The 20,589-nt window shown below is 63.1% G+C and carries 20 protein-coding genes; 15 read left to right on the top strand and 5 right to left on the bottom strand.

Annotation, left to right across the window (positions count from 1 at the left end):
- Positions 1–133: 133 nt before the first annotated feature.
- Positions 134–256, bottom strand: coding sequence for a hypothetical protein (locus IB264_RS35090; protein WP_256435845.1), 123 nt, complete (start codon positions 254–256; stop codon positions 134–136).
- Between the two features lie 742 nt (positions 257–998).
- Here IB264_RS35090 and coaBC point away from each other — a divergent pair.
- Positions 999–2,219 (top strand): bifunctional phosphopantothenoylcysteine decarboxylase/phosphopantothenate--cysteine ligase CoaBC, encoded by a 1,221-nt coding sequence (gene coaBC / locus IB264_RS01430; RefSeq protein ID WP_025425647.1) that lies wholly within the window; start codon positions 999–1,001, stop codon positions 2,217–2,219.
- Between the two features lie 203 nt (positions 2,220–2,422).
- On the opposite strand, the gene IB264_RS01425 is transcribed toward coaBC, so the two are convergent.
- Positions 2,423–3,229 carry a class II glutamine amidotransferase gene (locus IB264_RS01425; RefSeq protein WP_025425646.1) on the bottom strand — a complete coding sequence of 269 codons (807 nt, stop codon included), beginning with the start codon at positions 3,227–3,229 and terminating at the stop codon, positions 2,423–2,425.
- A gap of 279 nt (positions 3,230–3,508) precedes the next feature.
- Here IB264_RS01425 and IB264_RS01420 point away from each other — a divergent pair, with 279 nt between their 5' ends.
- The 7 genes from IB264_RS01420 to IB264_RS01390 all read left to right on the top strand — a co-directional run bounded on the left by IB264_RS01420 (position 3,509) and on the right by IB264_RS01390 (position 12,420).
- Complete coding sequence (locus IB264_RS01420) at positions 3,509–4,639, top strand: Gfo/Idh/MocA family protein (protein ID WP_025425645.1); 1,131 nt, start codon at positions 3,509–3,511, stop codon at positions 4,637–4,639.
- Between the two features lie 117 nt (positions 4,640–4,756).
- Positions 4,757–5,620 (top strand): MurR/RpiR family transcriptional regulator, encoded by an 864-nt coding sequence (locus IB264_RS01415; protein ID WP_025425644.1) that lies wholly within the window; start codon positions 4,757–4,759, stop codon positions 5,618–5,620.
- A 115-nt stretch (positions 5,621–5,735) separates the two neighbouring features.
- Complete coding sequence (iolC, locus tag IB264_RS01410) at positions 5,736–7,673, top strand: 5-dehydro-2-deoxygluconokinase (RefSeq protein ID WP_025425643.1); 1,938 nt, start codon at positions 5,736–5,738, stop codon at positions 7,671–7,673.
- Between the two features lie 88 nt (positions 7,674–7,761).
- Positions 7,762–9,615, top strand: a complete 1,854-nt coding sequence (gene iolD / locus IB264_RS01405; RefSeq protein ID WP_025425642.1) for a 3D-(3,5/4)-trihydroxycyclohexane-1,2-dione acylhydrolase (decyclizing) — start codon at positions 7,762–7,764, stop codon at positions 9,613–9,615.
- Between the two features lie 245 nt (positions 9,616–9,860).
- Positions 9,861–10,763, top strand: a complete 903-nt coding sequence (gene iolE / locus IB264_RS01400) for a myo-inosose-2 dehydratase (protein ID WP_025425641.1) — start codon at positions 9,861–9,863, stop codon at positions 10,761–10,763.
- A 235-nt stretch (positions 10,764–10,998) separates the two neighbouring features.
- Positions 10,999–11,799, top strand: coding sequence for a 5-deoxy-glucuronate isomerase (gene iolB, locus IB264_RS01395; RefSeq protein WP_025425640.1), 801 nt, complete (start codon positions 10,999–11,001; stop codon positions 11,797–11,799).
- 216 nt (positions 11,800–12,015) lie between these two features.
- Positions 12,016–12,420: a GFA family protein gene (locus tag IB264_RS01390; RefSeq protein ID WP_025425639.1), complete on the top strand. Its 405-nt coding sequence runs from the start codon at positions 12,016–12,018 to the stop codon at positions 12,418–12,420.
- Between the two features lie 6 nt (positions 12,421–12,426).
- Here IB264_RS01390 and IB264_RS01385 read toward each other — a convergent pair whose 3' ends face one another.
- On the bottom strand, positions 12,427–13,131 hold the full coding sequence (locus IB264_RS01385; protein ID WP_025425638.1) for a DUF2268 domain-containing putative Zn-dependent protease: 705 nt from the start codon (positions 13,129–13,131) through the stop codon (positions 12,427–12,429).
- A 229-nt stretch (positions 13,132–13,360) separates the two neighbouring features.
- On the opposite strand from IB264_RS01385, the gene IB264_RS01380 reads away from it, so the two are divergent.
- The 4 genes from IB264_RS01380 (at position 13,361) to IB264_RS01365 (ending at position 16,496) form a co-directional block, all read left to right on the top strand.
- Positions 13,361–14,173, top strand: coding sequence for an AraC family transcriptional regulator (locus IB264_RS01380; protein ID WP_025425637.1), 813 nt, complete (start codon positions 13,361–13,363; stop codon positions 14,171–14,173).
- Positions 14,174–14,325: 152 nt separating this feature from the next.
- Positions 14,326–15,228 carry a DMT family transporter gene (locus IB264_RS01375; RefSeq protein ID WP_025425636.1) on the top strand — a complete coding sequence of 301 codons (903 nt, stop codon included), beginning with the start codon at positions 14,326–14,328 and terminating at the stop codon, positions 15,226–15,228.
- A 34-nt stretch (positions 15,229–15,262) separates the two neighbouring features.
- Positions 15,263–15,973, top strand: coding sequence for a B3/4 domain-containing protein (locus IB264_RS01370; RefSeq protein WP_025425635.1), 711 nt, complete (start codon positions 15,263–15,265; stop codon positions 15,971–15,973).
- A gap of 154 nt (positions 15,974–16,127) precedes the next feature.
- Entirely contained in the window at positions 16,128–16,496 is a 369-nt protein-coding gene (locus tag IB264_RS01365; RefSeq protein WP_225906196.1) for a hypothetical protein, read from the top strand.
- A 61-nt stretch (positions 16,497–16,557) separates the two neighbouring features.
- On the opposite strand, the gene IB264_RS01360 is transcribed toward IB264_RS01365, so the two are convergent.
- Positions 16,558–18,141, bottom strand: coding sequence for a peptide chain release factor 3 (locus tag IB264_RS01360; RefSeq protein WP_025425633.1), 1,584 nt, complete (start codon positions 18,139–18,141; stop codon positions 16,558–16,560).
- A gap of 96 nt (positions 18,142–18,237) precedes the next feature.
- Here IB264_RS01360 and dut point away from each other — a divergent pair, with 96 nt between their 5' ends.
- On the top strand, positions 18,238–18,705 hold the full coding sequence (dut, locus tag IB264_RS01355) for a dUTP diphosphatase (protein WP_107026886.1): 468 nt from the start codon (positions 18,238–18,240) through the stop codon (positions 18,703–18,705).
- 64 nt (positions 18,706–18,769) lie between these two features.
- Here dut and IB264_RS01350 read toward each other — a convergent pair whose 3' ends face one another.
- Positions 18,770–19,207: an Lrp/AsnC family transcriptional regulator gene (locus IB264_RS01350; RefSeq protein ID WP_025425631.1), complete on the bottom strand. Its 438-nt coding sequence runs from the start codon at positions 19,205–19,207 to the stop codon at positions 18,770–18,772.
- A gap of 133 nt (positions 19,208–19,340) precedes the next feature.
- On the opposite strand from IB264_RS01350, the gene IB264_RS01345 reads away from it, so the two are divergent.
- Both IB264_RS01345 and IB264_RS01340 read left to right on the top strand, forming a co-directional pair.
- A complete protein-coding gene (locus tag IB264_RS01345) occupies positions 19,341–20,255 on the top strand; it encodes a DMT family transporter (RefSeq protein WP_025425630.1) in 915 nt (304 codons plus the stop codon).
- Positions 20,252–20,557 carry an NIPSNAP family protein gene (locus IB264_RS01340; protein WP_025425629.1) on the top strand — a complete coding sequence of 102 codons (306 nt, stop codon included), beginning with the start codon at positions 20,252–20,254 and terminating at the stop codon, positions 20,555–20,557. Before IB264_RS01345 ends, IB264_RS01340 begins: the two co-directional genes overlap by 4 nt.
- The last annotated feature ends 32 nt before the right edge of the window (positions 20,558–20,589 follow it).

Below are 20,589 nucleotides of genomic sequence, written 5' to 3'. Positions count from 1 at the left end.
GCATTCTGCTTGCTTTGAAGCCAGATCCGGCCGCGTTCGGCACTGATCGATTGGAGATGGTATTGGAACACAGTGTGGGCGGCACACGAGCGTGGTCGCCCGGTCTGGAGCAGATGGTACCGCCTTTGGACGATTACCAGACGAGACCGTTCAGCGTGATCAGCGCGATCACCAGCAGGGACAGGATGAGCGACATCTTGATTGCGGCAAGCGCGTAGTCATAGCGGCGAATATGCAGTGCAAAGGTATGAAGCATGGCATTCTCCCTGGCGTCGAAATGCCCGACGGCCGTTGGGGCCGGGCCACGCGATCGCCTGCGTGTCATCTTATGAGGTGCAGGAGGCCCGCGCGGAAATCTGGAGCGGCATCCGCGACGCGTTTTGGCTGCTGAGGACGGCAGATCCGAAGGTCGACAGCTATTGGACCAGGGGCAGCCGACTTTCGACACGGCTGTGGTGCAAGTCCATGAGTCGGGCCAGGATTGCCTCGCCCTCTTCGCGATCAAGCGCCGGGTATCGCACCCGGACGGCATCCCGAAAAACATCGGCAACCATCGGGAATTCCTCGGGAAGGATCGGTCGCCCACGAAATCCGTCGATGGGGTGCATCACGCGATCTCCTCAGTTGGGGCGAAAGCGTAACGATCTCTCAGCCACCGACGCCCGTTCGATCGGTCGATGATGGATGCACTATGCGCCTTCGGCAGTGAGATACCAAGGGATATTCGCCGCTAGAAAGGGAACGCGGCCAGGCGCGCCATCTGGATCGGGTGACCTGCTGCCGGCGCGCAAGGATCGCCGAACGCCCCTCCAGGCGTGCGCCGCCACGGCTGCAATTGTGGCGTTCGGCCAGACACGTTGCGCCCGATGAAACGCTCAAGTAGGGTCGCTGCAACCGCGTCCCTCCGCCGGCGAAGCCGTCGAAAGGGATGCTGTTGAACACCATGGCTGAACCGGAAAGAACTCCGGTTAAGAAGGCGGCCGCAAGGCTGGGACGCAATGACACTGTCGGGCAAACGCATTCTCCTGATCATCTCCGGCGGCATTGCGGCCTATAAGAGCCTGGACCTTATCCGCCGGCTGCGCGAGCGCGGCGCCAGCGTCCGGCCAGTCATGACATCAGGTGCGCAACAGTTCGTGACACCGCTTGCCGTCGGCGCGCTTTCCGCCTCGCATGTCTATCTCGAGCTGTTTTCGCGCGAGGACGAACAGGATGTCGGCCATATCCGGCTGGCGCGCGAATGCGATCTGATCGTCGTCGCCCCTGTTACCGCCGACCTGATGGCGAAGATGGCGAACGGTCATGCCGACGATCTCGCCTCGACCATCCTGCTGGCCACCGACCGTCCGGTGCTGGTCGCGCCGGCGATGAACCCGAAGATGTGGGCGCACCCGGCAACCCGGCGCAACCGCGCGACGCTCGCCGCCGACGGCATCCATTTCATCGGCCCTGAAGCCGGCGAAATGGCGGAGAGCGGCGAGGCCGGAGAAGGACGGATGAGCGAGCCGCTGGCGATCGTCGCTGCCGTCGAAAACCTGCTTGCAGGCGGCGCGAAGCCACTTGCCGGACGCAAGGCGGTCGTCACATCCGGCCCGACGCATGAGCCGATCGACCCGGTGCGCTACATCGCCAACCGCTCGTCGGGCAAGCAGGGCCACGCCATTGCCGCGGCGCTCGCCAGGCTCGGCGCGGATGTGACGCTGGTGTCCGGCCCTGTGACGATCCCCGACCCCACAGGTGTCAACGTGATCCATGTCGAGCGCGCCGAGGAAATGCGCGATGCAGTGCTTGCCGCCCTTCCCGCCGACGTTGCGGTGATGGTCGCGGCCGTTGCCGACTGGCGGGTGGCAAGTGCGGCCGGCAACAAGATCAAGAAGAAGCCGGGCGAAGCGCCGCCACCGCTTCAATTGGCCGAGAACCCGGACATCCTCAAGACGGTCGGCCACCATGCAAACCGGCCGAAGCTGGTCGTCGGCTTTGCCGCCGAGACGGAGAACGTCGCCGACAACGGCCGCTCGAAGCTCGAGCGCAAGGGTGCCGATTACATTCTCGCCAACGACGTCTCGCCGGCAACCGGCATCATGGGTGGCGATCGCAACCGGGTGAAGCTGATCTCGGCCGACGGCAACGACGACTGGCCGGAGATGGACAAGGAAGCGGTTGCCGAAAAATTGGCGGCGCTGATTGCGGCTGAGCTGGAGCGAAGAGAACAGGGTTGATCAATCGCCGTACCTGGCCAAAAAGCCCCTCACCCTAACCCTCTCCCCGCAGGCGGGGCGAGGGAACGTGCCCTGTGTGGATGAAGCATCCGCAGCAAAAGGAACGCGCGAGTGCGGCGTATCCCTTCTCCCCGTGAAAACGGGGAGAAGGTGGCGGCAGCCGAATGAGGGGCCGCTCACTGCCCACCGATATGCTGAAAGCCTCAGGCCGAACGGTGCTTGCGTACCGGCGCGCCCTGCGTCGAGAACAGCCTGACATCGACGCCGTTTTCGCCGACGATCACGGCCGTGCCGTCAGGAATTTCGACCCAGGCGCCGTCGTCGTCGTTGAGCGGTTCGGAGACAAGACAGTAACCGCCGCTCGGGCCCATGGGTGCTGCGTAGAGCGTCGGCGCCTTCCAGTCGGAGGCATAGCGCACCGCATAAAGATCGTTGCCGTCAGAGAAGGCGGCGGTGAAGCGCACCAGAACCTGGCGCTCCAGATGTTCGGCAAGCTGTTCGATGAAGGCCAGCGCTTCGGCGATCGCGCCGAGCGGATTGTGGTCGAGACCAAACTGCATGGCGAGCAGGAACAGGAGTTCGGAATCCGTCGTGCCGGTGCGGGCCGAATAGAGGTCGTTGTCGAGCATGCTCTCCATCGGCCGGCGCAGATGTTCGAAGTCGCCGATCTGGCCGTTGTGCATGAAGGACCAGCGCCCGAAGACGAAGGGATGGCAGTTGTCGCGCCGGGTGCCGCCACCGGTCGACGCCCGCACATGGGCGAGGAACAGCGGCGAGCGGATCTGGCGGGCAATGCTCTTCAGATTGCAGTCGGACCAGGCGGGGAGAATGTCGCGGTAGCGCCCAGGTTCCGGATGGTCGCCGTACCAGGCAATGCCGAAGCCGTCGCCGTTGGTCGCCGTCTTTGCCCGCGTGGCGCAATGGGACTGCTCGATCAGCGAGTGCGCCGGAGAGGTCACCAGTTCCTCGAGATAGAGCGGCTCCCCGCGATAGGCTGCCCAGCGGCACATGCTGAAATCACTCCGGTTTCGCACCGTTCATACGGATGCGATTCGTTAACCATGAGCGATGTTCCGACGAAACATGGTAAAAATGCGTTAACAAATTCATCCAGGCTCTGCCGGGACCGTATTCTCGGCCACCCGATCGCGCTGTCTCGACAGAAACATCAACCAAGGCGCCTCCATAGACCTCCAATATATTTTCGAACAAATATTCCATGTTGACAAATCTTGCACATTTCATTTCATTCCGAGCCACGACACGGTCGTTGACCCCGGAGGAATGGCATGAGCAGCAAGAAGAAACTGGGTGTGGGCCTGATTGGCACGGGCTTCATGGGCAAGGCGCATGCGCTCGGCTTTACCATCGCCGCGCGGGTGTTCGATCTGCCCTTCGAGCTTGACCTGGTTTCGGTTGCCGATGTGACCACCGAAAGCGCGGAAAACGCCCGCCGGCGTCTCGGCTTTCGCAAGGCGACGGCGGACTGGCGCGAACTTTTGACCGACCCCGACATCGACATCATCGACATTACCACGCCGAACCTTCTGCACAAGGAGATGGCGTTGGCGGCCATTGCCCATGGCAAACATGTCTATTGCGAAAAGCCGCTGGCGCCGATGGTCACTGACTGCGCCGAAATGGTCGCGGCTGCGGAAAAGGCCGGCGTCACGACCCAGGTCGGTTTCAACTACCTGAAAAACCCGCTGATCTTCCTCGCCAAGGACATCATCGAGAGCGGCGAGATCGGCGAGATCCGCTCCATGCGCGGCGTCCATGCCGAAGACTTCATGGCCGATGCCTCGGTGCCGTGGGGCTGGCGGCTGAACCCGGCCAGCGGCGGCGGCGCGCTTGCCGATATCGGCAGCCACATCATCGCCTCCATGCGTCACCTCGTCGGGCCGATCAAATCGGTGCTTGCCGAAACCATCATCCAGATCCCTGAGCGCCCCGTCTCTGCCGGCGCCAGCGAGATGCGCGCCGTCGAGGTCGACGACATCACCCGCGCCTTCGTGCGCTTCGAAAACGGCGCGACCGGCAGCTTCGAGGCCAACTGGATCGCCACCGGCCGCAAGATGCAGCACGATTTCGAGATCTACGGCTCCAAGGGCAGCATCGTCTTCACGCAGGAGCGCCTGAACGAGATCCGCGTCTACTCCACCGGCGACGATATTCGCAGCCGCGGCTTCCGCACCATCTGGGCCGGGCCCGAGCATCCGCCCTACGGCGCCTTCTGCGTGGCACCCGGCCACCAGATCGGCTTCAATGATCTGAAGGCCATCGAGGTGAACGAGTTCCTTGAGGCGATCGCCAAGGGCAAACCGCCATCGACCGATTTCCGCGAGGGTTATGAGGTGCAGAAGGTGCTCTCGGCCACCTATCAATCGGCAAAGACCAACGAATGGGTCCAGATCGGCTGACGAAAAGTCGGAATGGAAAAGGCGGCAAAAAATGGAATGCCTGTTCTATCCCAGCCGCCGCTATTCGATTAGTGTGAGGTCACTAGAGAACACGGGTCAGACTGGAGACAGACAAGAATGGCAACGCCTGAAACGACGACGGAGGTCCCGCAGGATTTCGAAGCGCTGAAGGCGGTCATTCTGGAGCGAAAGGCGCAGCTGCCGAAACGGTTGAAGCAGGTGGCCGCCTATTCGCTTGACAATCCCGACGAGATTGCCTTCGGCACCGCCGCAAGCATCGCCACCTCGGCCGACGTCCAGCCGTCGACCCTGGTGCGCTTTGCCCAGCACTTCGGCTTCGAGGGCTTCTCCAGCCTGCAACAGATTTTCCGCGCCCGCCTGCGCGAGCGCACGCCTGGCTACGAAGACCGGCTGAAGGCACTGAGCGAGAACGAACACAGCAAGCTCGAGAGCGGCTCGATCTTCAACGGCTTCGTCGCCGCCGCCCACCGCTCGCTCGACAACATCGCAACCTCGGTCGACCCGGAAGCCTTTGAGCGCGCGGTCGACATCCTCGCCAAGGCCGAGACGGTCTATCTGATCGCCAAGCGCCGCTCCTATCCGATCTCCAGCTACATGGCCTATGCCTTCGGCAAGCTGAAGGTGAAATACCAGCTGGTCGGCACGGCCGCCGGCATCGATGACGACATGCTGGCGATGGCTGGCAAGAACGATGCCGCGTTTGCCGTCAGCTTCTCGCCTTACGCCTCCGAAAGCGCCACCCAGGCGCGGCTGCTTGCCGAGCGCAAGGTGCCGGTGGTGTCGCTGACCGACTCGGCGTTCTCGCCGCTGGCGGAATCTTCCAAGGTCTGGTTCGAACTGGTCGAGGCGGATCACGCCGGCTTCCGCTCGCTTTCCGCCAGCATGGCCTTCGCCATGGCGCTGACAGTCGCCATTGCCGAGAAGCGTCGCCGCCTGCTTGAAGAGACGAGGACGGAATAGAACGGATAGAATGAAAATTCTATATTGACGAAACGCCGGAATTTATGTTTCATACCTGCATCACCCACAGAACGAGAATGGTCGGGGCCGCAAAGGCGTCCGCGGGGAGGAAGCAGTGAGCCAGAACGTTTCGCCACAGGGAGCAAAGCCGCTCGACCTCATCACCATAGGCCGGGCATCGGTCGACCTCTATGGCCAGCAGATCGGCACCCGGCTTGAGGACGTTGCGAGCTTTGCCAAATCGGTCGGCGGCTGCCCCTGCAACATCTCCGTCGGCACCGCGCGGCTCGGGTTGAAGTCGGCGCTTTTGACCCGCGTCGGCGACGAGCAGATGGGCCGTTTCATTCGTGAGCAGCTGACCCGCGAAGGCGTCGAGACCCGCGGCATGGTAACCGACCCGGAGCGCCTGACGGCGCTCGCCATCCTCGCCGTCGAGAACGACAAGTCCTTTCCGCTGCTGTTCTACCGCGACAACTGCGCCGACAATGCGCTGTGCGAAGACGACGTTTCTGAAGACTTCATTCGTTCGGCGCGGGCCATCCTGGTTTCCGGCACGCACTTTTCCAAGCCCAACACCGATGCGGCGCAGCGCAAGGCGATGCGTATCGCCAAGGAAAACGGCGCGAAGATCGTCTTCGACATCGACTACCGCCCGAACCTCTGGGGCCTTGCCGGCCATGATGCCGGCGAAAGCCGCTACATCGCCTCCGACCGCGTCTCGGCCCATCTGAAGACAGTTCTCGCCGACTGCGACCTGATCGTCGGCACCGAGGAAGAAGTGTTGATCGCGTCGGGCGAAAGCGACCTGCTGCAAGCGCTGAAGACGATCCGGGCGCTGTCCACGGCGACGATCGTCCTGAAGCGCGGCCCGATGGGCTGTATCGTCTATGACGGTCCGATTTCCGATAACCTCGAAGACGGCATCGTCGGCAAGGGTTTCCCGATCGAAGTCTACAATGTGCTCGGCGCCGGAGACGCCTTCATGTCCGGCTTCCTGCGCGGCTGGCTGAAGAACGAACCGCATGCGACCTCCGCGACCTGGGCCAACGCCTGCGGCGCCTTTGCCGTCTCCCGCCTGCTCTGCGCGCCTGAGATCCCGACCTGGACCGAGCTGCAGTTCTTCCTGGAGAAGGGCAGCAAGGAACGGGCGCTGCGCAAGGACGAGGCGATCAATCACGTGCATTGGGCGACCACGCGCCGCCGCGAAATCCCGCTGTTGATGGCGCTGGCGATCGACCATCGCAGCCAGCTGGAAGATGTGGCCGCCGGCAACCCGGAGCTACTTGCCCGCATCCCGGCCTTCAAGGTTCTGGCAGTCAAGGCGGCGGCACAGGTGGCGGCCGGCCGTTCCGGCTTCGGCATGTTGATCGACGACAAATACGGCCGCGACGCGCTTTATGCTGCCGGCGCCCACCGCGACTTCTGGATCGGCAAGCCGATCGAGCTTCCGGGCTCGCGGCCGCTGCAGTTCGAATTCAGCCAGGACCTCGGCAGCCGCCTGATCGACTGGCCGGTCGACCACTGCATCAAGGTGCTGTCCTTCTACCATCCGGACGACCCGGCCGAGATGAAAGCGACGCAGGTGGCCAAGCTGCGCTCGGCCTTCGAGGCGGCTCGCAAGGTCGGCCGCGAAATCCTGATCGAGATCATCGCCGGCAAACACGGCAAGCTCGACGACCAGACCATTCCGCGCGCGCTCAACGAGCTTTACGATGCCGGCCTCAAGCCCGACTGGTGGAAGCTCGAGCCGCAGGCAAGCCGCAGCGCCTGGGCAGCGATCGATGCGGTCATCGAAAAGCGCGATCCGCTCTGCCGCGGCGTCGTGCTGCTCGGCCTCGAAGCCCCCTACGAGGCGCTGAAGGACGGCTTTGCCGCGGCCCGCACATCGAAGACGGTCAAGGGTTTTGCCGTCGGCCGCACCATCTTTGCCGATGCCAGCAAGGCCTGGCTCGGCGGCACCATGACCGACGAGCAGGCGATCGCCGACATGGCCGGAAAATTCAAGGCGCTGGTGGATCTCTGGCTGCAACTGGGTGAAACAAAGGCGGCGTAGGATCGGCGGAGTCCTTAACTCGATTCCGATCTGAGAAATTATACAGTCGGCGAAACGGGACGATTTCGCCACGAGGAGGAAACAGAGTATGAGCCAGAAGACCGTGCGCCTGACCATGGCACAGGCCGTGGCGCGGTTCCTGACCCGCCAGATGACCGTCATCGACGGCAACAAGGTACCGATCTTCGGCGGCGTCTTCGCCATCTTCGGCCATGGCAACGTCGCCGGCGTCGGCGAGGCGCTGCACGGCATCAAGGATACGCTGCCCACCTACCGCGCCCAGAACGAGCAGGGCATGGCCAATGCCGCGATCGCCTTTGCCAAGGCGAGCTTCCGCCGCCGCTTCATGGCCTGCACCACCTCGATCGGCCCCGGGGCGCTGAACATGGTGACGTCGGCAGCCCTTGCCCACGTCAACCGCCTGCCCGTTCTTTTCCTGCCCGGCGATGTCTTCGCCAATCGAAGGCCCGATCCGGTGCTGCAGCAGGTGGAAGGTTTTGCCGACGGCACGATCTCGGCCAACGACTGCTTCCGTCCGGTTTCGCGCTATTTCGACCGCATCACCCGGCCGGAGCAGATCATCCCGGCGCTGCGTCGCGCCATGCAGGTTTTGACGGATCCGGCCGATTGCGGCCCGGTCACGCTCTCGCTTTGCCAGGACGTGCAGGCGGAAGCCTATGACTATCCGGAAGCCTTCTTCGACGAGAAGGTCTGGTCTTCGCGCCGCATCGAGCCCGATGCCGATGAGCTCGCCTCTGCTATTGCTGCGCTGAAGGCAGCCGAGAAGCCGGTGATCGTCGCCGGCGGCGGCGTGCTCTATTCGGAAGCCAGCAAGGCGCTGGCCGCCTTCGCGGAAAAGCATGGCATTCCGGTTGTCGAGACCCAGGCCGGCAAGTCCTCCCTGCCGCACAGCCATCCGCTCAACATGGGTTCGGTCGGCGTCACCGGCACGTCAGCCTCCAACCAGCTGGCGGAAGCGGCCGACGTCGTGCTCGCCGTCGGCTCGCGGCTGCAGGACTTCACCACCGGCTCCTGGTCGCTGTTCAAGAACGAAGGGCTGAAGATCGTCGGCCTCAATGTCCAGCCGTTCGATGCGGCCAAGCATGAGGGGCTGCCGCTGGTCGCCGATGCGCGCATCGGCCTCGAACGCATTTCCGCCGGGCTCGGCAATCACAAGGCCGACACCGCCTGGACCGACAAGGCCAAGGCCGGCAAGGCCGAGTGGCTGAAGGCCGCCGACAAGGCGACGGCAACCACGAATGCGGCGCTGCCTTCGGACGCACAGGTCATCGGTGCGGTCCAGCGTGCACGCGGCGGAGCGGAGACGGTCCTCGTCTGTGCGGCAGGCGGGCTGCCCGGCGAGTTGCACAAGCTCTGGCAAGCGGAAACGCCCGGCGGCTACCACATGGAATACGGCTTCTCGACCATGGGCTATGAAGTCGCAGGCGGCCTCGGCGCCAAGCTCGCCCGCCCCGACAGCGACGTCATCGTCATGGTCGGCGACGGCAGCTACATGATGCTGAATTCAGAGATCGCCTCGTCGATCATGCTCGGCGCCAAGATCACCATCGTGCTGCTCGACAATGCCGGCTACGGCTGCATCAACCGGCTGCAGATGGCAACCGGCGGTGCCAACTTCAACAACCTCTTGCGCGACACGCACCATGTCGAGCTGCCGGTGATCGATTTCGCTGCGCACGCCGCGGCGATGGGCGCGCTCACCCGCAAGGTCGGCTCGATTTCCGAACTGGAATCGGCGCTGAAGGAAACGGCAGGCGAAGCCCGCACGACCGTGATCGTCATCGACACCGATCCGCTGATCACCACCGACGAAGGCGGCCATTGGTGGGATGTCGCAGTCCCCGAGGTTTCCAACCGTACGGAAGTCAACGAGGCCCGCAAGGGCTACGAGAAGGCGCTGACCTCCCAGCGCTTTGGCTGAGATTGCCCTTTCGGCGCCCGCGTTGTCCACGTGGGCGCCGTTGCGCATTTATGCCCCTCACCCTAACCGTCTCCCCGCCTGCGGGGAGAGGGAACTTCGGAGAGCGCGGCATATCCCTTCTCCCTGCAAGCGGGGAGAAGGTGGCGGCAGCCGGATGAGGAGCCATCGTCGCCCTCCCCTGCCGTACGAGTGAGACACAACAAACCTTCCGCCCCAAGCGGATGACGCAAGAGAAAGTGAAAGACATGATCCGCTACGGAACCAATCCGATCGCCTGGAGCAACGACGACGATCATTCGATCGGCGCGCATCTGACGCTCGAGGATTGCCTCTCCGATTGCCAGAAGATCGGCTTCGACGGCATCGAGAAGGGCCACAAGATGCCTTCCGATCCGGAAGCACTGAAGGCAAAGCTCGCCTCCTACGACCTCGTCTTCGTCTCCGGCTGGCACTCGACCAACCTGCTCACCCATGACGTCGAGACAGAGAAGAAGGCGATCCAGCCGCATCTCGACCTCCTGAAGCACAATGGCTGCAAGGTGGCGATCGTCTGCGAGACCTCGAACGCCATTCACGGCGATGACACCAAGTCGGTCGCCAACGACAAGCCGGTGCTGCCGGCAGACCAGTGGAAGAAATTCGGTGCAGACCTCGAAGCGATCGCGCAATATTGCGCCGACCAGGGCGTCGATCTCGTCTACCATCACCACATGGGCACGATCGTCCAGACCGGCGAGGAAATCGACCTGTTGATGCAGAACACCGGTCCGGCAACCAAGCTTTTGCTCGACACCGGCCATGCCTGGTTCGGCGGCTCCGACCCGGCCGAGGTTGCGAAAAAATGCATGCACCGCGTCCGCCATATCCATTGCAAGAACGTGCGCACTGCCGTGCGCAAGGTCGTCGAAGGCGAAGGCCTCTCCTTCCTCGAAGGCGTGCGCCGCGGCGTCTTCACCGTTCCGGGCGACAGCGAAGGCGGCGTCGATTTCCTCCCCGTCCTGAAAATCGCCGCCGAACACAATTACGATGGCTGGCTGGTGATCGAAGCCGAGCAGGATTCCGCCGTGCGCAATCCCTTCGAGTATCAGTCGCTCGGACTGAAATCGCTGAAGGCGTTTGCCAAGGAAGCCGGGCTCGATCGGGCTTAGCAGCCCCTCATCCGGCTGCCAGGTTCGAGGGGAACGCCCCTCATCCGGCTGCCGCCACCTTCTCCCGCTCGCGCGGAGAAGGGAAATGCCGCTAGCTCCGCGCCCCCCCTCGCAGCGTAAGGCGAAGAAGATCAGGCGCACTCCAGAATCCCCTCTCCCCGCTTGCGGGGAGAGGGCTAGGGTGAGGGGCAGGCCAAGAATGCCGCCGCCAAGTAAGAAGTCAGGAGACCCCCAAATGTCCAAACTGCTCGTCAAACCGAAGGCCAAGTCCGGCCTGATGCAGAACGTCACACCCGAAAGCGCCGGCTGGACCTATGTCGGTTTCGCGCTCAATCGGCTGAAGCCGGGCGAGACGACGCAGGGCGAGGCGGGCGACAAGGAAATTTGCCTTGTGCTGGTTTCGGGCAAGGCGAAGGTTTCGGTCGATGGCGAGGATTTCGGCGAGCTCGGTGAGCGCATGACGCCGTTCGAGGGGCAGCCCTATGCCGTCTACGTGCCGAAGGGCAGCCGCTGGCAAGTGGCGGCGACGACCGATCTCGATCTTGCGATCTGCTCGGCCCCGGGCGGCGAGGGTTTCAAGGCCAAGGTGATCAAGCCGGGAACACACCCGCAGCTGACCCGCGGCAAGGGCACCAACACCCGCTATGTCACCAACATCATGCCCGAGGACGACAGCTCCGCCCAGTCGCTGCTGGTGGTCGAAGTGATCACGCCGGGCGGACACACCTCTTCCTACCCGCCGCACAAGCACGACCAGGACGATCTGCCCGCCGAGAGCTACCTGGAAGAAACCTATTATCACCGCCTGAACCCGCCGCAGGGATTTGCCGTGCAGCGCGTCTATACCGACGATCGCTCGCTGGACGAGACCATGGCGGTGGAAGACGGGGACGTGACGCTGGTGCCGAGGGGATATCACCCCGTTGCGGCCGTGCACGGCTACGACGTCTATTATCTCAACGTCATGGCCGGGCCGAAGCGGGTCTGGAAGTTCCACAACGCCCGCGAACACGAGTGGCTGTTTACCGGCGTTTAGGAGCGACGTGGCGCACCTACCGATCAGGACCTTAGGTGTGCGCCGATCCGTACGGCACCGTGCCGTACCGTTGCACTGGGATGGACGGAAGCGGGCCGCCCCAGAGCCGTTAGTGCGAAGCGGCTTTCCTTCAGGAAATGCGAAAAATGGAGCGTTTCCGTGACTCCGTTTAGGACGGAAACGCTCTAGGTTATGGTCTTTCAGGGAGGCTTTGCCATGCGGATCGACGGACAATGCCATTGCGGCTTCGTGACCTATGAGGCGGAGATCGATCCGGACGATGTCGCGATCTGCCACTGCACCGATTGCCAGCAACTGACGGGAACGGCCTACCGGGTGTCGGCCGGCACGGCCCGCGAGAATTTCCGACTGACCGGGGGCGAACCAAAGCTCTACGTCAAGACCGCAGAGAACGGCCGCAAGCGGCTGCAGTTCTTCTGCCCGAACTGCGGTTCGCCGGTTTACACCACCGGCACGGACGAGGACGCCGAAGAGGTCGGCATTCGCCTCGGGACGATCAACCAGCGCCGTGAGCTCACCCCGAAATCACAGATCTGGCGCTCGTCCGCCCTGCCCTGGATCAACGACGTCGGTGCACTGCCCGGTCACGACAGGGATTAATCCCGGTCATGCCTCGGCCGTCATCCTTATTTTCAAGTGTGCCCAGGCTTGGCCGATCACCTCGGGTGCCGGGGTTCCGGTCATCTGCGACGGACGCGCGTCCGGGTTGGCCGCGAGGTAGGCTTTGACGAGATGATAGCCGATCGAATAACCGGCCCAGCGGGGAAGCGGGTTGCCATGGCTGCTCCAGCCGAAGAACCAGGCGCTGTGGTTGTAGGCGTCGGCCCAGAGCTCCAGCTCGGCCTGCTCGATAACCCCCAACCAGTCTTCGGCAGGGATAGCGTGGTTCCAGCGATTGCCATCGCCACCGTTGATCTCGGCGTCGAAAGCGTCCGCCAGGCCCTCGGTGACCAAGACTTCTCCCAGCCTGAAACCATAACCGCACATCGCGTGGCGGAAGGAATGGTGAAGTTCGTGCGTGAGCGTCTTTCGCAGCTCGCCATTGGCGAGACTGGCGGCGAAGTTGGGATTGTCCGGATCGAGCGTGACCGTCACGAGCCCGCGGCGGTAGCAGGCACCCGACAACCCAAGCTCCGGAATCGTCTCGCCCGGCCGGCGCTCGACGATGACATCGACGGGCGCAGCCCTGTCGGCCGCGGAAACGCGGCCGCCGACACGCTCTGCCGTCACTTGCACGTCTGCGAGGATCTGCTCGCGCCATTGTGCAAGGGCTCCATCGGCTTCGAGGAAGTGAACGCGCAGGTCCAGCATTCGGCACATCTCCGGTCGTCATCGTCATTCGACGGCGGAATTTAAGCATGCGGCCGTCGATTGCAACGCCGGAAGGACAAAAGCATCAGCCCATGCCTGCGCCCATTGTCGCGCCGACCTTGCGGCCGTCGCAGCGGTTACAGTCGATCGCCATGGCCGGAAAGGCGCGGCCGGTGTAAGAAAGAACTGAAACATCCGACGGGCCACCAGTGCCCGACCAGGCGAGGCGATGGCAAAGGGCCGATTCACGATATTCCCCGGCCGCATTGGCGGCATCGAGGCCGTCGAGGCGGCGTCGGGGCACGTGTTTGCCCGCCACACGCATGAGCAATTCGGCATCGGCCTCATCCACCAGGGCGCCCAGAAATCGCTGAGCGGTCGCGGCATGGTGGAAGCCGGCGCCGGCGACATGATCACGGTCAACCCCGGCGAGGTCCATGACGGCATGCCGATCGGCGATGCGGGACGGTCCTGGCGGATGCTCTATTTCGAGCCTTCCGCAATCGCCGACGCCATGGAGGACATCAGCCAGGGCAGGACGCGAAGTGCAGAATTCACCGCTCCCGCCTTCCATGATGAGCGAACGTCGAAACACTTCCAGGCTCTTTTTAGCGCGATCACCGCACCCGATGGCGATCGGACGGGGATGCAGGGCGAGGAGCACGTCCTGACGCTGCTGGCCGATGTGATGCGCGTGCGTGAGGGGAAAACGCATGGCGGACATGTGCCGTCGGCGATGCGCAGAGCGCAAAGCCTGATCGACGACGATCCGACCGTCGCCATCACCCTGTCCGACCTTGCGCAGGCAACCGGCCTCAGCCGATTTCAGGTGGTGCGCGGTTTTTCGAAAACCTTCGGGCTCACGCCGCATGCCTATCTCGTGCAACGCCGCATCGATCTGGCGCGGCGGCTGATTGCGCGGGGCGTGCCGCTTGCCGAGGCGGCAGTGGAAGGCGGCTTTGCCGACCAGAGCCACATGACCCGAATCTTCGTGCGCAAGTACGGCATTTCGCCGGGCGCCTATGCCGATGCATTCCATTGACCTGAAGACGCGCTTTGCGTTCTTGTTTTCGCGGATGTCGTCAATGCAGAATCGCTACACAGTTTTGCTCGCCACGCCTTAACGCCTGCAATTCCGTTCAAGACCGAAAGATCCGGATGAGGTTTTCTGCGCGCCAACGCAGGAGTGGCCGCATGACGGAAAAAATTCAGGGATACCTCTACCTCTCGCTGGCGATGATCACGGTCGGCAGCACGGTGATTGCCAGCAAGCTGATCGCTTCCGGCTTACCGCCGTTTAGCGCCACCGCCTTGCGCTTCGCGGTCGCCTTTCCGCTGTTCTTCACCTTGGTGCGACTGACCGGCACGCCTTGGCCAAGGTTGGAGCGGCGCGAGTGGCTGATCCTGCTCTTGCAGGCCGGAGCCGGCAGCGTCGGCTACACGACACTTCTGATTGCCGGGTTGCGCTACAGTTCGGCGACGGATGCCGGCGTCGTTATCGGCACTCTACCGGTCGTCTCTGCCGGAATCGCCATCCTGCTGCTCGGCGAACGGCCCAGCCGCTCGACCCTTGTCGCGATCGGGCTGGCGGCAGCGGGCGTTCTGACCATCGTGCTTCGGCCCGACGATGGTGCACACCATTCGCCGCTCGGCATCACTCTCGTCTTCGGCGCGGTGATCTGCGAAGGGCTGTTCATCCTGATCAACAAACGCATCCGAACGCCGATCGCACCTCTCGCCTTGTCCACCATCATGGCCGGCATGGGCGTTGCCGTCGCCATCGTGCCCGCTCTGTTCGAAGCGCCGTCGCAGCAAGGGGTCACGATGCAGTCGCTGGCAGCCGTGCTTTATTATGCCCTGGTCCCGACCGTTGCCGGCTTCATCCTCTGGTACGCAGGATCCGCCAGGGTGAGCGGAACGGAAGCCTCGGTTTTCACCGCTCTTGCACCCGTCTCCGCCGTGCTGCTGGCCTTCGTCATTCTCGGCGAACCCGTCAGCATCAACCAGCTCGCCGGCATCGGCTGCGTGCTTGTCGCCGTCCTCAGTCTTGCCATGCCGCATTTCCGGCCCAAGACTGCCGGCCAAACGCAGAGCTGACGCCGTCATCATCTCTTCCACTTCGAGGCATCCCATGCATTTCCAGCATTCAGACAGCATCTGGCGTGATTTTCCCGAGCTTGCAGCCGGCGCGCTCCACGTCGAGGGCATTCGCAGCGACGTTTCGGTCGCCGATGCCGTCGAGCGGTTTCAGGCGATCGCCAGGGACGTTCTTGCAACGCGCGCCGAAGGCGAACTTGCGGAAATTCAGGCGTGGCGCCGCACCTTCGCCAGGATGGGACTGAAGCCGACGCAGTATCGCTGCGCGTCCGAAGCCTTGCTGCGCCGGTTCAGGAAGGAGGGCGACCTGCCGTCGATCCATCCGTTGATCGACCTGTGCAACGCCGTGTCGCTGGCCTTTGCCATGCCCATCGCCGTCTTCGACGTTTCCCGCATCTCCGGCAATCTCGAGGTTACCCGCGCGGGCGGAGACGAGGTCTATGCAACCTTCTCCGGTGAAACGGAACACCCTGAACCTGATGAAGTGATCTTTCGCGATGCGGAGGGACGCGCCCATGCGCGCCGATGGACCAACCGGCAAAGCGGCTATTCGGCGATCCACCCGCAGACCACGTCGGCCCTCATCGTCGCGGAGGCGCTGCATGAAACCGCAGCGGCTGACGTGGCCGAACTCGTTGCCGCATTGGAGGAAGCCATCGCCGCCGCCTGGCATGTCCGCCCGACCTCTATGCTGCTCAGCCGAGCGGCGCCGCGGTTTGCCTTTGCCACACATGAGAGTCTTTGACGCAAGGCCACCGGTCATACTATCGCAGCCTCCCGGCAGCCTGCAGCGCCCCACGTCAAAAGGGGCGCGATGCTGCCGTTCTTTAAATTTGCCGCAAAGTTCCGCCTTTAACTCGACCCCGATTTAAGGATCATGCGGCGAGCAAGAGGCGATGATGACTGAAGGTACGCGATCAAAACTCGGTCTGGCGCGGCGAATGCTGTTCGATAATGGCGGGCTCGAAGAGATTTTTCGCCATGTGCGCAACCTGGTGATGGCGACCTTGGTGATCGCCGCCGGCATGCATGCGATCGAGAATGGCCGCAGCCTGGAGATCAAGGGCCTGCCCAACATCGCCGTGGCGGGCTACATCGTCTCCGTCATCGGCACAGTCCTGTTTCTGCTCAACCTGGCGGATGGTCTGCACAGGCTGTCGAAGGTGCGCCGGCACCTGGCGCTGCAGATCCTGCTTTTGGCGATCTACGTCTTCATAACCCTCAGGGTGACGCAGCTGGTGCTGGCGCTGCGCATGTCGGCCTTCTGATCGGCCGATGGTCAGCCGGCGAACGCCGCCGGCTGACAGTGTCATCGTTCACGCCGCCTTCTCACGCCGCTTTGGCGACGTGATATTCCTTGATCGCGACCATCTTGATCGCGGGATAACGTTCAGCCTCATAGCGCAGCGAGAAGCTGTCCTGCGCCAGGAACACCGGGTCGCCGTCGAGGTCGCGGGCGATATCGCCGCGACGGGCAGTGACGAACTTGTCGAGGTCACCAGGCTGATCGGCCGAAATCCAGCGGCAGACGGAGAAGCGCGACATTTCGAAGGAGACAGGCAGGCCGTATTCGGCCTGCAGGCGCTCCTTCAGAACGTCGAGCTGCAGCGCGCCGACGACGCCGACGATCGCCGGTGAGCCGTCTTCCGGCGAGAACAGCTGCACGACGCCCTCCTCCGCCATCTGCTGCAGGGCTTCCTTCAGCTTCTTGGCCTTCATCGCATCCTCAAGTCGCACGCGGCGCAGGATTTCCGGCGAGAAGTTCGGCACGCCCTGGAAAACGAGATGTTCGCCTTCCGTGAGCGTGTCGCCGATGCGCAGGGTTCCGTGGTTCGGAATGCCGACGACATCGCCCGCATAGGCCGTGTCGGCCAGCTGGCGCTGTGAAGCGAAGAAGAACTGCGGGGCGCTCAGACCCAGCTGCTTGCCGGTGCGCGACAGCCGCGCCTTCATGCCGCGCTCCAGCTTGCCGGAGCAGACGCGCGCAAAGGCGATGCGGTCGCGGTGGTTCGGGTCCATGTTCGCCTGAATCTTGAAGACAAAGGCGGTCATCTTGTCGTCGGTCGCATGCACCGTGCGCGTGTCGGCAACCTGGTCGCGCGGCGGCGGGGCGATCTCGCCAAGCGCGTTGATCAGGTCGCGCACACCGTAGTTGCGGAGCGCCGAGCCGAAGAAGACCGGCGTCAGGTGACCTTCAAGGAAGGCTTTCTTGTCGAACGGCTTGCAGGCCTCGATCGCCAGCGACGTCTCTTCGATGAAAGCATCGCGCTCGTTTTCCGGCAGGCGGTGAGCCACCATCTCAGGACCGTTGACCCTGGTCAGCACTTCCTGCGTATCGGCACCGCGCACGGTGTTGTCGGCAAGGTGATAGGAGCCGCAGAAGGTCTTGGAGCGACCGATCGGCCAGGTCACCGGCGCACAATCGAGCGCCAGCTTTTCTTCGACTTCATCGAGGATCTCGAAGGGGTCACGGCTCTCGCGGTCCATCTTGTTGACGAAGGTGATGATCGGGATGTCGCGCATGCGGCAGACTTCGAACAGCTTCAGCGTCCGCGGCTCGATACCCTTTGCCGCGTCGATGACCATGATCGCCGCATCGACCGCCGTCAGCGTGCGGTAGGTGTCGTCGGCGAAGTCTTCGTGACCGGGGGTGTCGAGAATGTTGAAGACATTGCCGCCATATTCGAAGGTCATCACCGAGGTGACGACCGAGATGCCGCGCTCGCGCTCGATCTTCATCCAGTCCGAACGGGTCTGGATGCGATCCTTCTTGGCCTTGACCTCGCCGGCGAGTTGGATGGCGCCGCCGAACAGCAGCAGCTTTTCGGTGAGTGTGGTTTTACCCGCGTCCGGGTGGGCGATGATCGCAAATGTGCGGCGGCGGGAGACCGCCTCGGCGAGACTTTCGGCCATGTCGTAGATTCCTGTGAGTTGCGGCGTCTTTACAGGCTCAGCCCTCATTATGCAATTGACCGGCGCAGTGAGCGCCCGGCTTATGAAACGATGACCATGCACACGCCCCAGACAAAACCCGCCTTGACCTTCATCCGCCTGCCGCATGCCGAGGCGTTGGACCTGCCGGCCTATGAGACCGAGGGTGCTGCCGGCATGGACCTGCGCGCCGCAGTGGCAGTCGGCGAGCCGATGACGCTTGCGCCAGGAAAGCGGGCGCTGGTGCCGACCGGCTTCATCTTCGAGATCCCGGCCGGCTATGAGGCGCAGATCCGTCCGCGCTCGGGCCTTGCCTTCAAGCACGGCATCACCTGCCTCAACACTCCGGGCACGATCGACAGCGATTATCGCGGCGAGGTGAAGGTTCTGCTGGTCAACCTCGGCGACGAGGACTTCGTCATCGAACGCGGCATGCGCATTGCGCAGATGGTGATCGCGCCAGTGACACAGGTGAGCGTTCGGGAAGCCGACAGCGCCAGCGACACGGCACGCGGTGCCGGTGGCTTCGGCTCCACGGGCGTCTAGACCATTTCCAGGAAAAGTGCGAAGCGGTTTTCCGTCCGGAATTGCGTGATCTCGAAACGTTGGATCAGATAAGCGGCGGCAAGCGCCGCTTGACCGGTGTCGACTTGACGATCGACGTATTGGTCTGCGCCTTCTCGGCGATGCGATCGAGCAGCGTGTCCAGTTCCCCCATATCGCGCACGAACAGCTTGGCGATGAAGCAATCGTCGCCGGTGACCTTGTCGCATTCGACGATCTGCGGCGTCTCCTGGATCAATTTCTCGACGATATGCAGCATGCCCGGCATCGGCCGCACGCGGATGATCGCCTGCAGCGGATAACCAAGCTTCACCGGATTGAGGGCGATGGTGAAGCCGTCGAGGACGCCGCGTTCCTCCAGTTTGCGCAAACGTTCGGCGGCACTTGGCGAGGACAGACCCACCTCCTGCGCCAGCTCCTTCAGCGACACGCGCGCATTCGCCGCCAGGATACCCAGAATGCGGCGATCGAGTTCATCGAGCATGGGCAACCTCATAAGCCAAAAGATCGAAACCATCTTAGATGATGAGGTATAATAGCAGAAACACCTGCGATCCTCCATATAAACCTGCGCTCTGGCCGATTAATCTTGGAGCCTCAACCGAGGAGTGATCGCCATGGGCGCAGACATTAAAAGAGGCAGTGCGGAGATGACGGCGGCCATGCTGATATCGGGCACGATCGGCTGGTTCGTGCTGATGTCGGGCCAGCCGGTGACGAGCGTCGTCTTCTGGCGCTGCGTATTCGGCGCGGTGACGCTGGTGGCGATCGCGGCCATGCTCGGCCTGCTCGACCGGCGCCATTTCACCCGGCGGACGGTGCTCCTGTCGATTGCCGGCGGCATCGCCATCGTCGTCAACTGGCTCTTGTTGTTTGCGGCCTATTCGCATGCCTCGATCTCGATCGCGACGATGGTCTACAACACCCAGCCGTTCATGCTTTTGGGGCTCGGAGCCTTGTTCCTCGGCGAAAAGATCACCGCGACCAAGGTGTTCTGGCTTTCGATCTCCTTTGCCGGCATGCTGGCGATCATTTCAGCCAAGCCCGGCGGCGGCTTTGCGCCGGAGGATTACCTGATCGGCATCGCGCTTGCGATCGGTGCCGCCTTCTTCTACGCGATCGCGGCCCTGTTGACGAAGTTGCTCAAGGGAACGCCTCCGCATCTGATCGCGTTGATCCAGGTGGTCACCGGCACGCTGATGCTGGCGCCGATGGCGCTTGCCGCCCCGGCACCTTCCGGCGCCGAACAGTGGTCGATCCTGATTGCCGTCGGCGTCATCCATACCGGCATCATGTATGTGCTGCTTTACGGCGCGATCCAGCGGCTGCCGACGCACATGACCGGGGCGCTATCCTTCATCTACCCGATCGCTGCCATCGTCGTCGATCGGCTGGCTTTCGGCCATGCGCTGCAGCCGATCCAGATCTTCGGTTCGATCGCCATCCTGGTCGCCGCAGCCGGCATGAATCTCGGCTGGAAACTTCGCCTGCCCTCGCCTATCAAGCGGAGACGCGAAGGGAGAACCGCATGATCACCTGCTATCTGAAATACGTTATCGACCCTTACAAGCTGGCCGAGTTCGAGCACTACGCCAAGCTCTGGATACCGCTCGTCAACCGGCTCGGCGGCACCCATCACGGCTATTTCATGCCGCACGAGGGCGCAAACAACATCGCACTGGCGCTCTTCACCTTCCCGAGCCTGGCCGAATATGAAGTCTATCGCGGGAAAATGGCCAAGGACCCGGAATGCCTGGAGGCTTTCGCCTTCGGCGAAAAGACGCGCTGCATCGTCAGCTACGAGCGCAGCTTCATGCGGCCGGTGTTCGAATAGGAAAGACCACGCCGCGTGTCGCCGTAGAGCGG

Source organism: Ensifer sp. ENS11 (assembly GCF_014851895.1).
Classification (GTDB): domain Bacteria; phylum Pseudomonadota; class Alphaproteobacteria; order Rhizobiales; family Rhizobiaceae; genus Ensifer; species Ensifer canadensis.
Note: the sequence above shows the minus strand (reverse complement) of the source record. Positions and strands in the feature narration are given on the sequence as shown.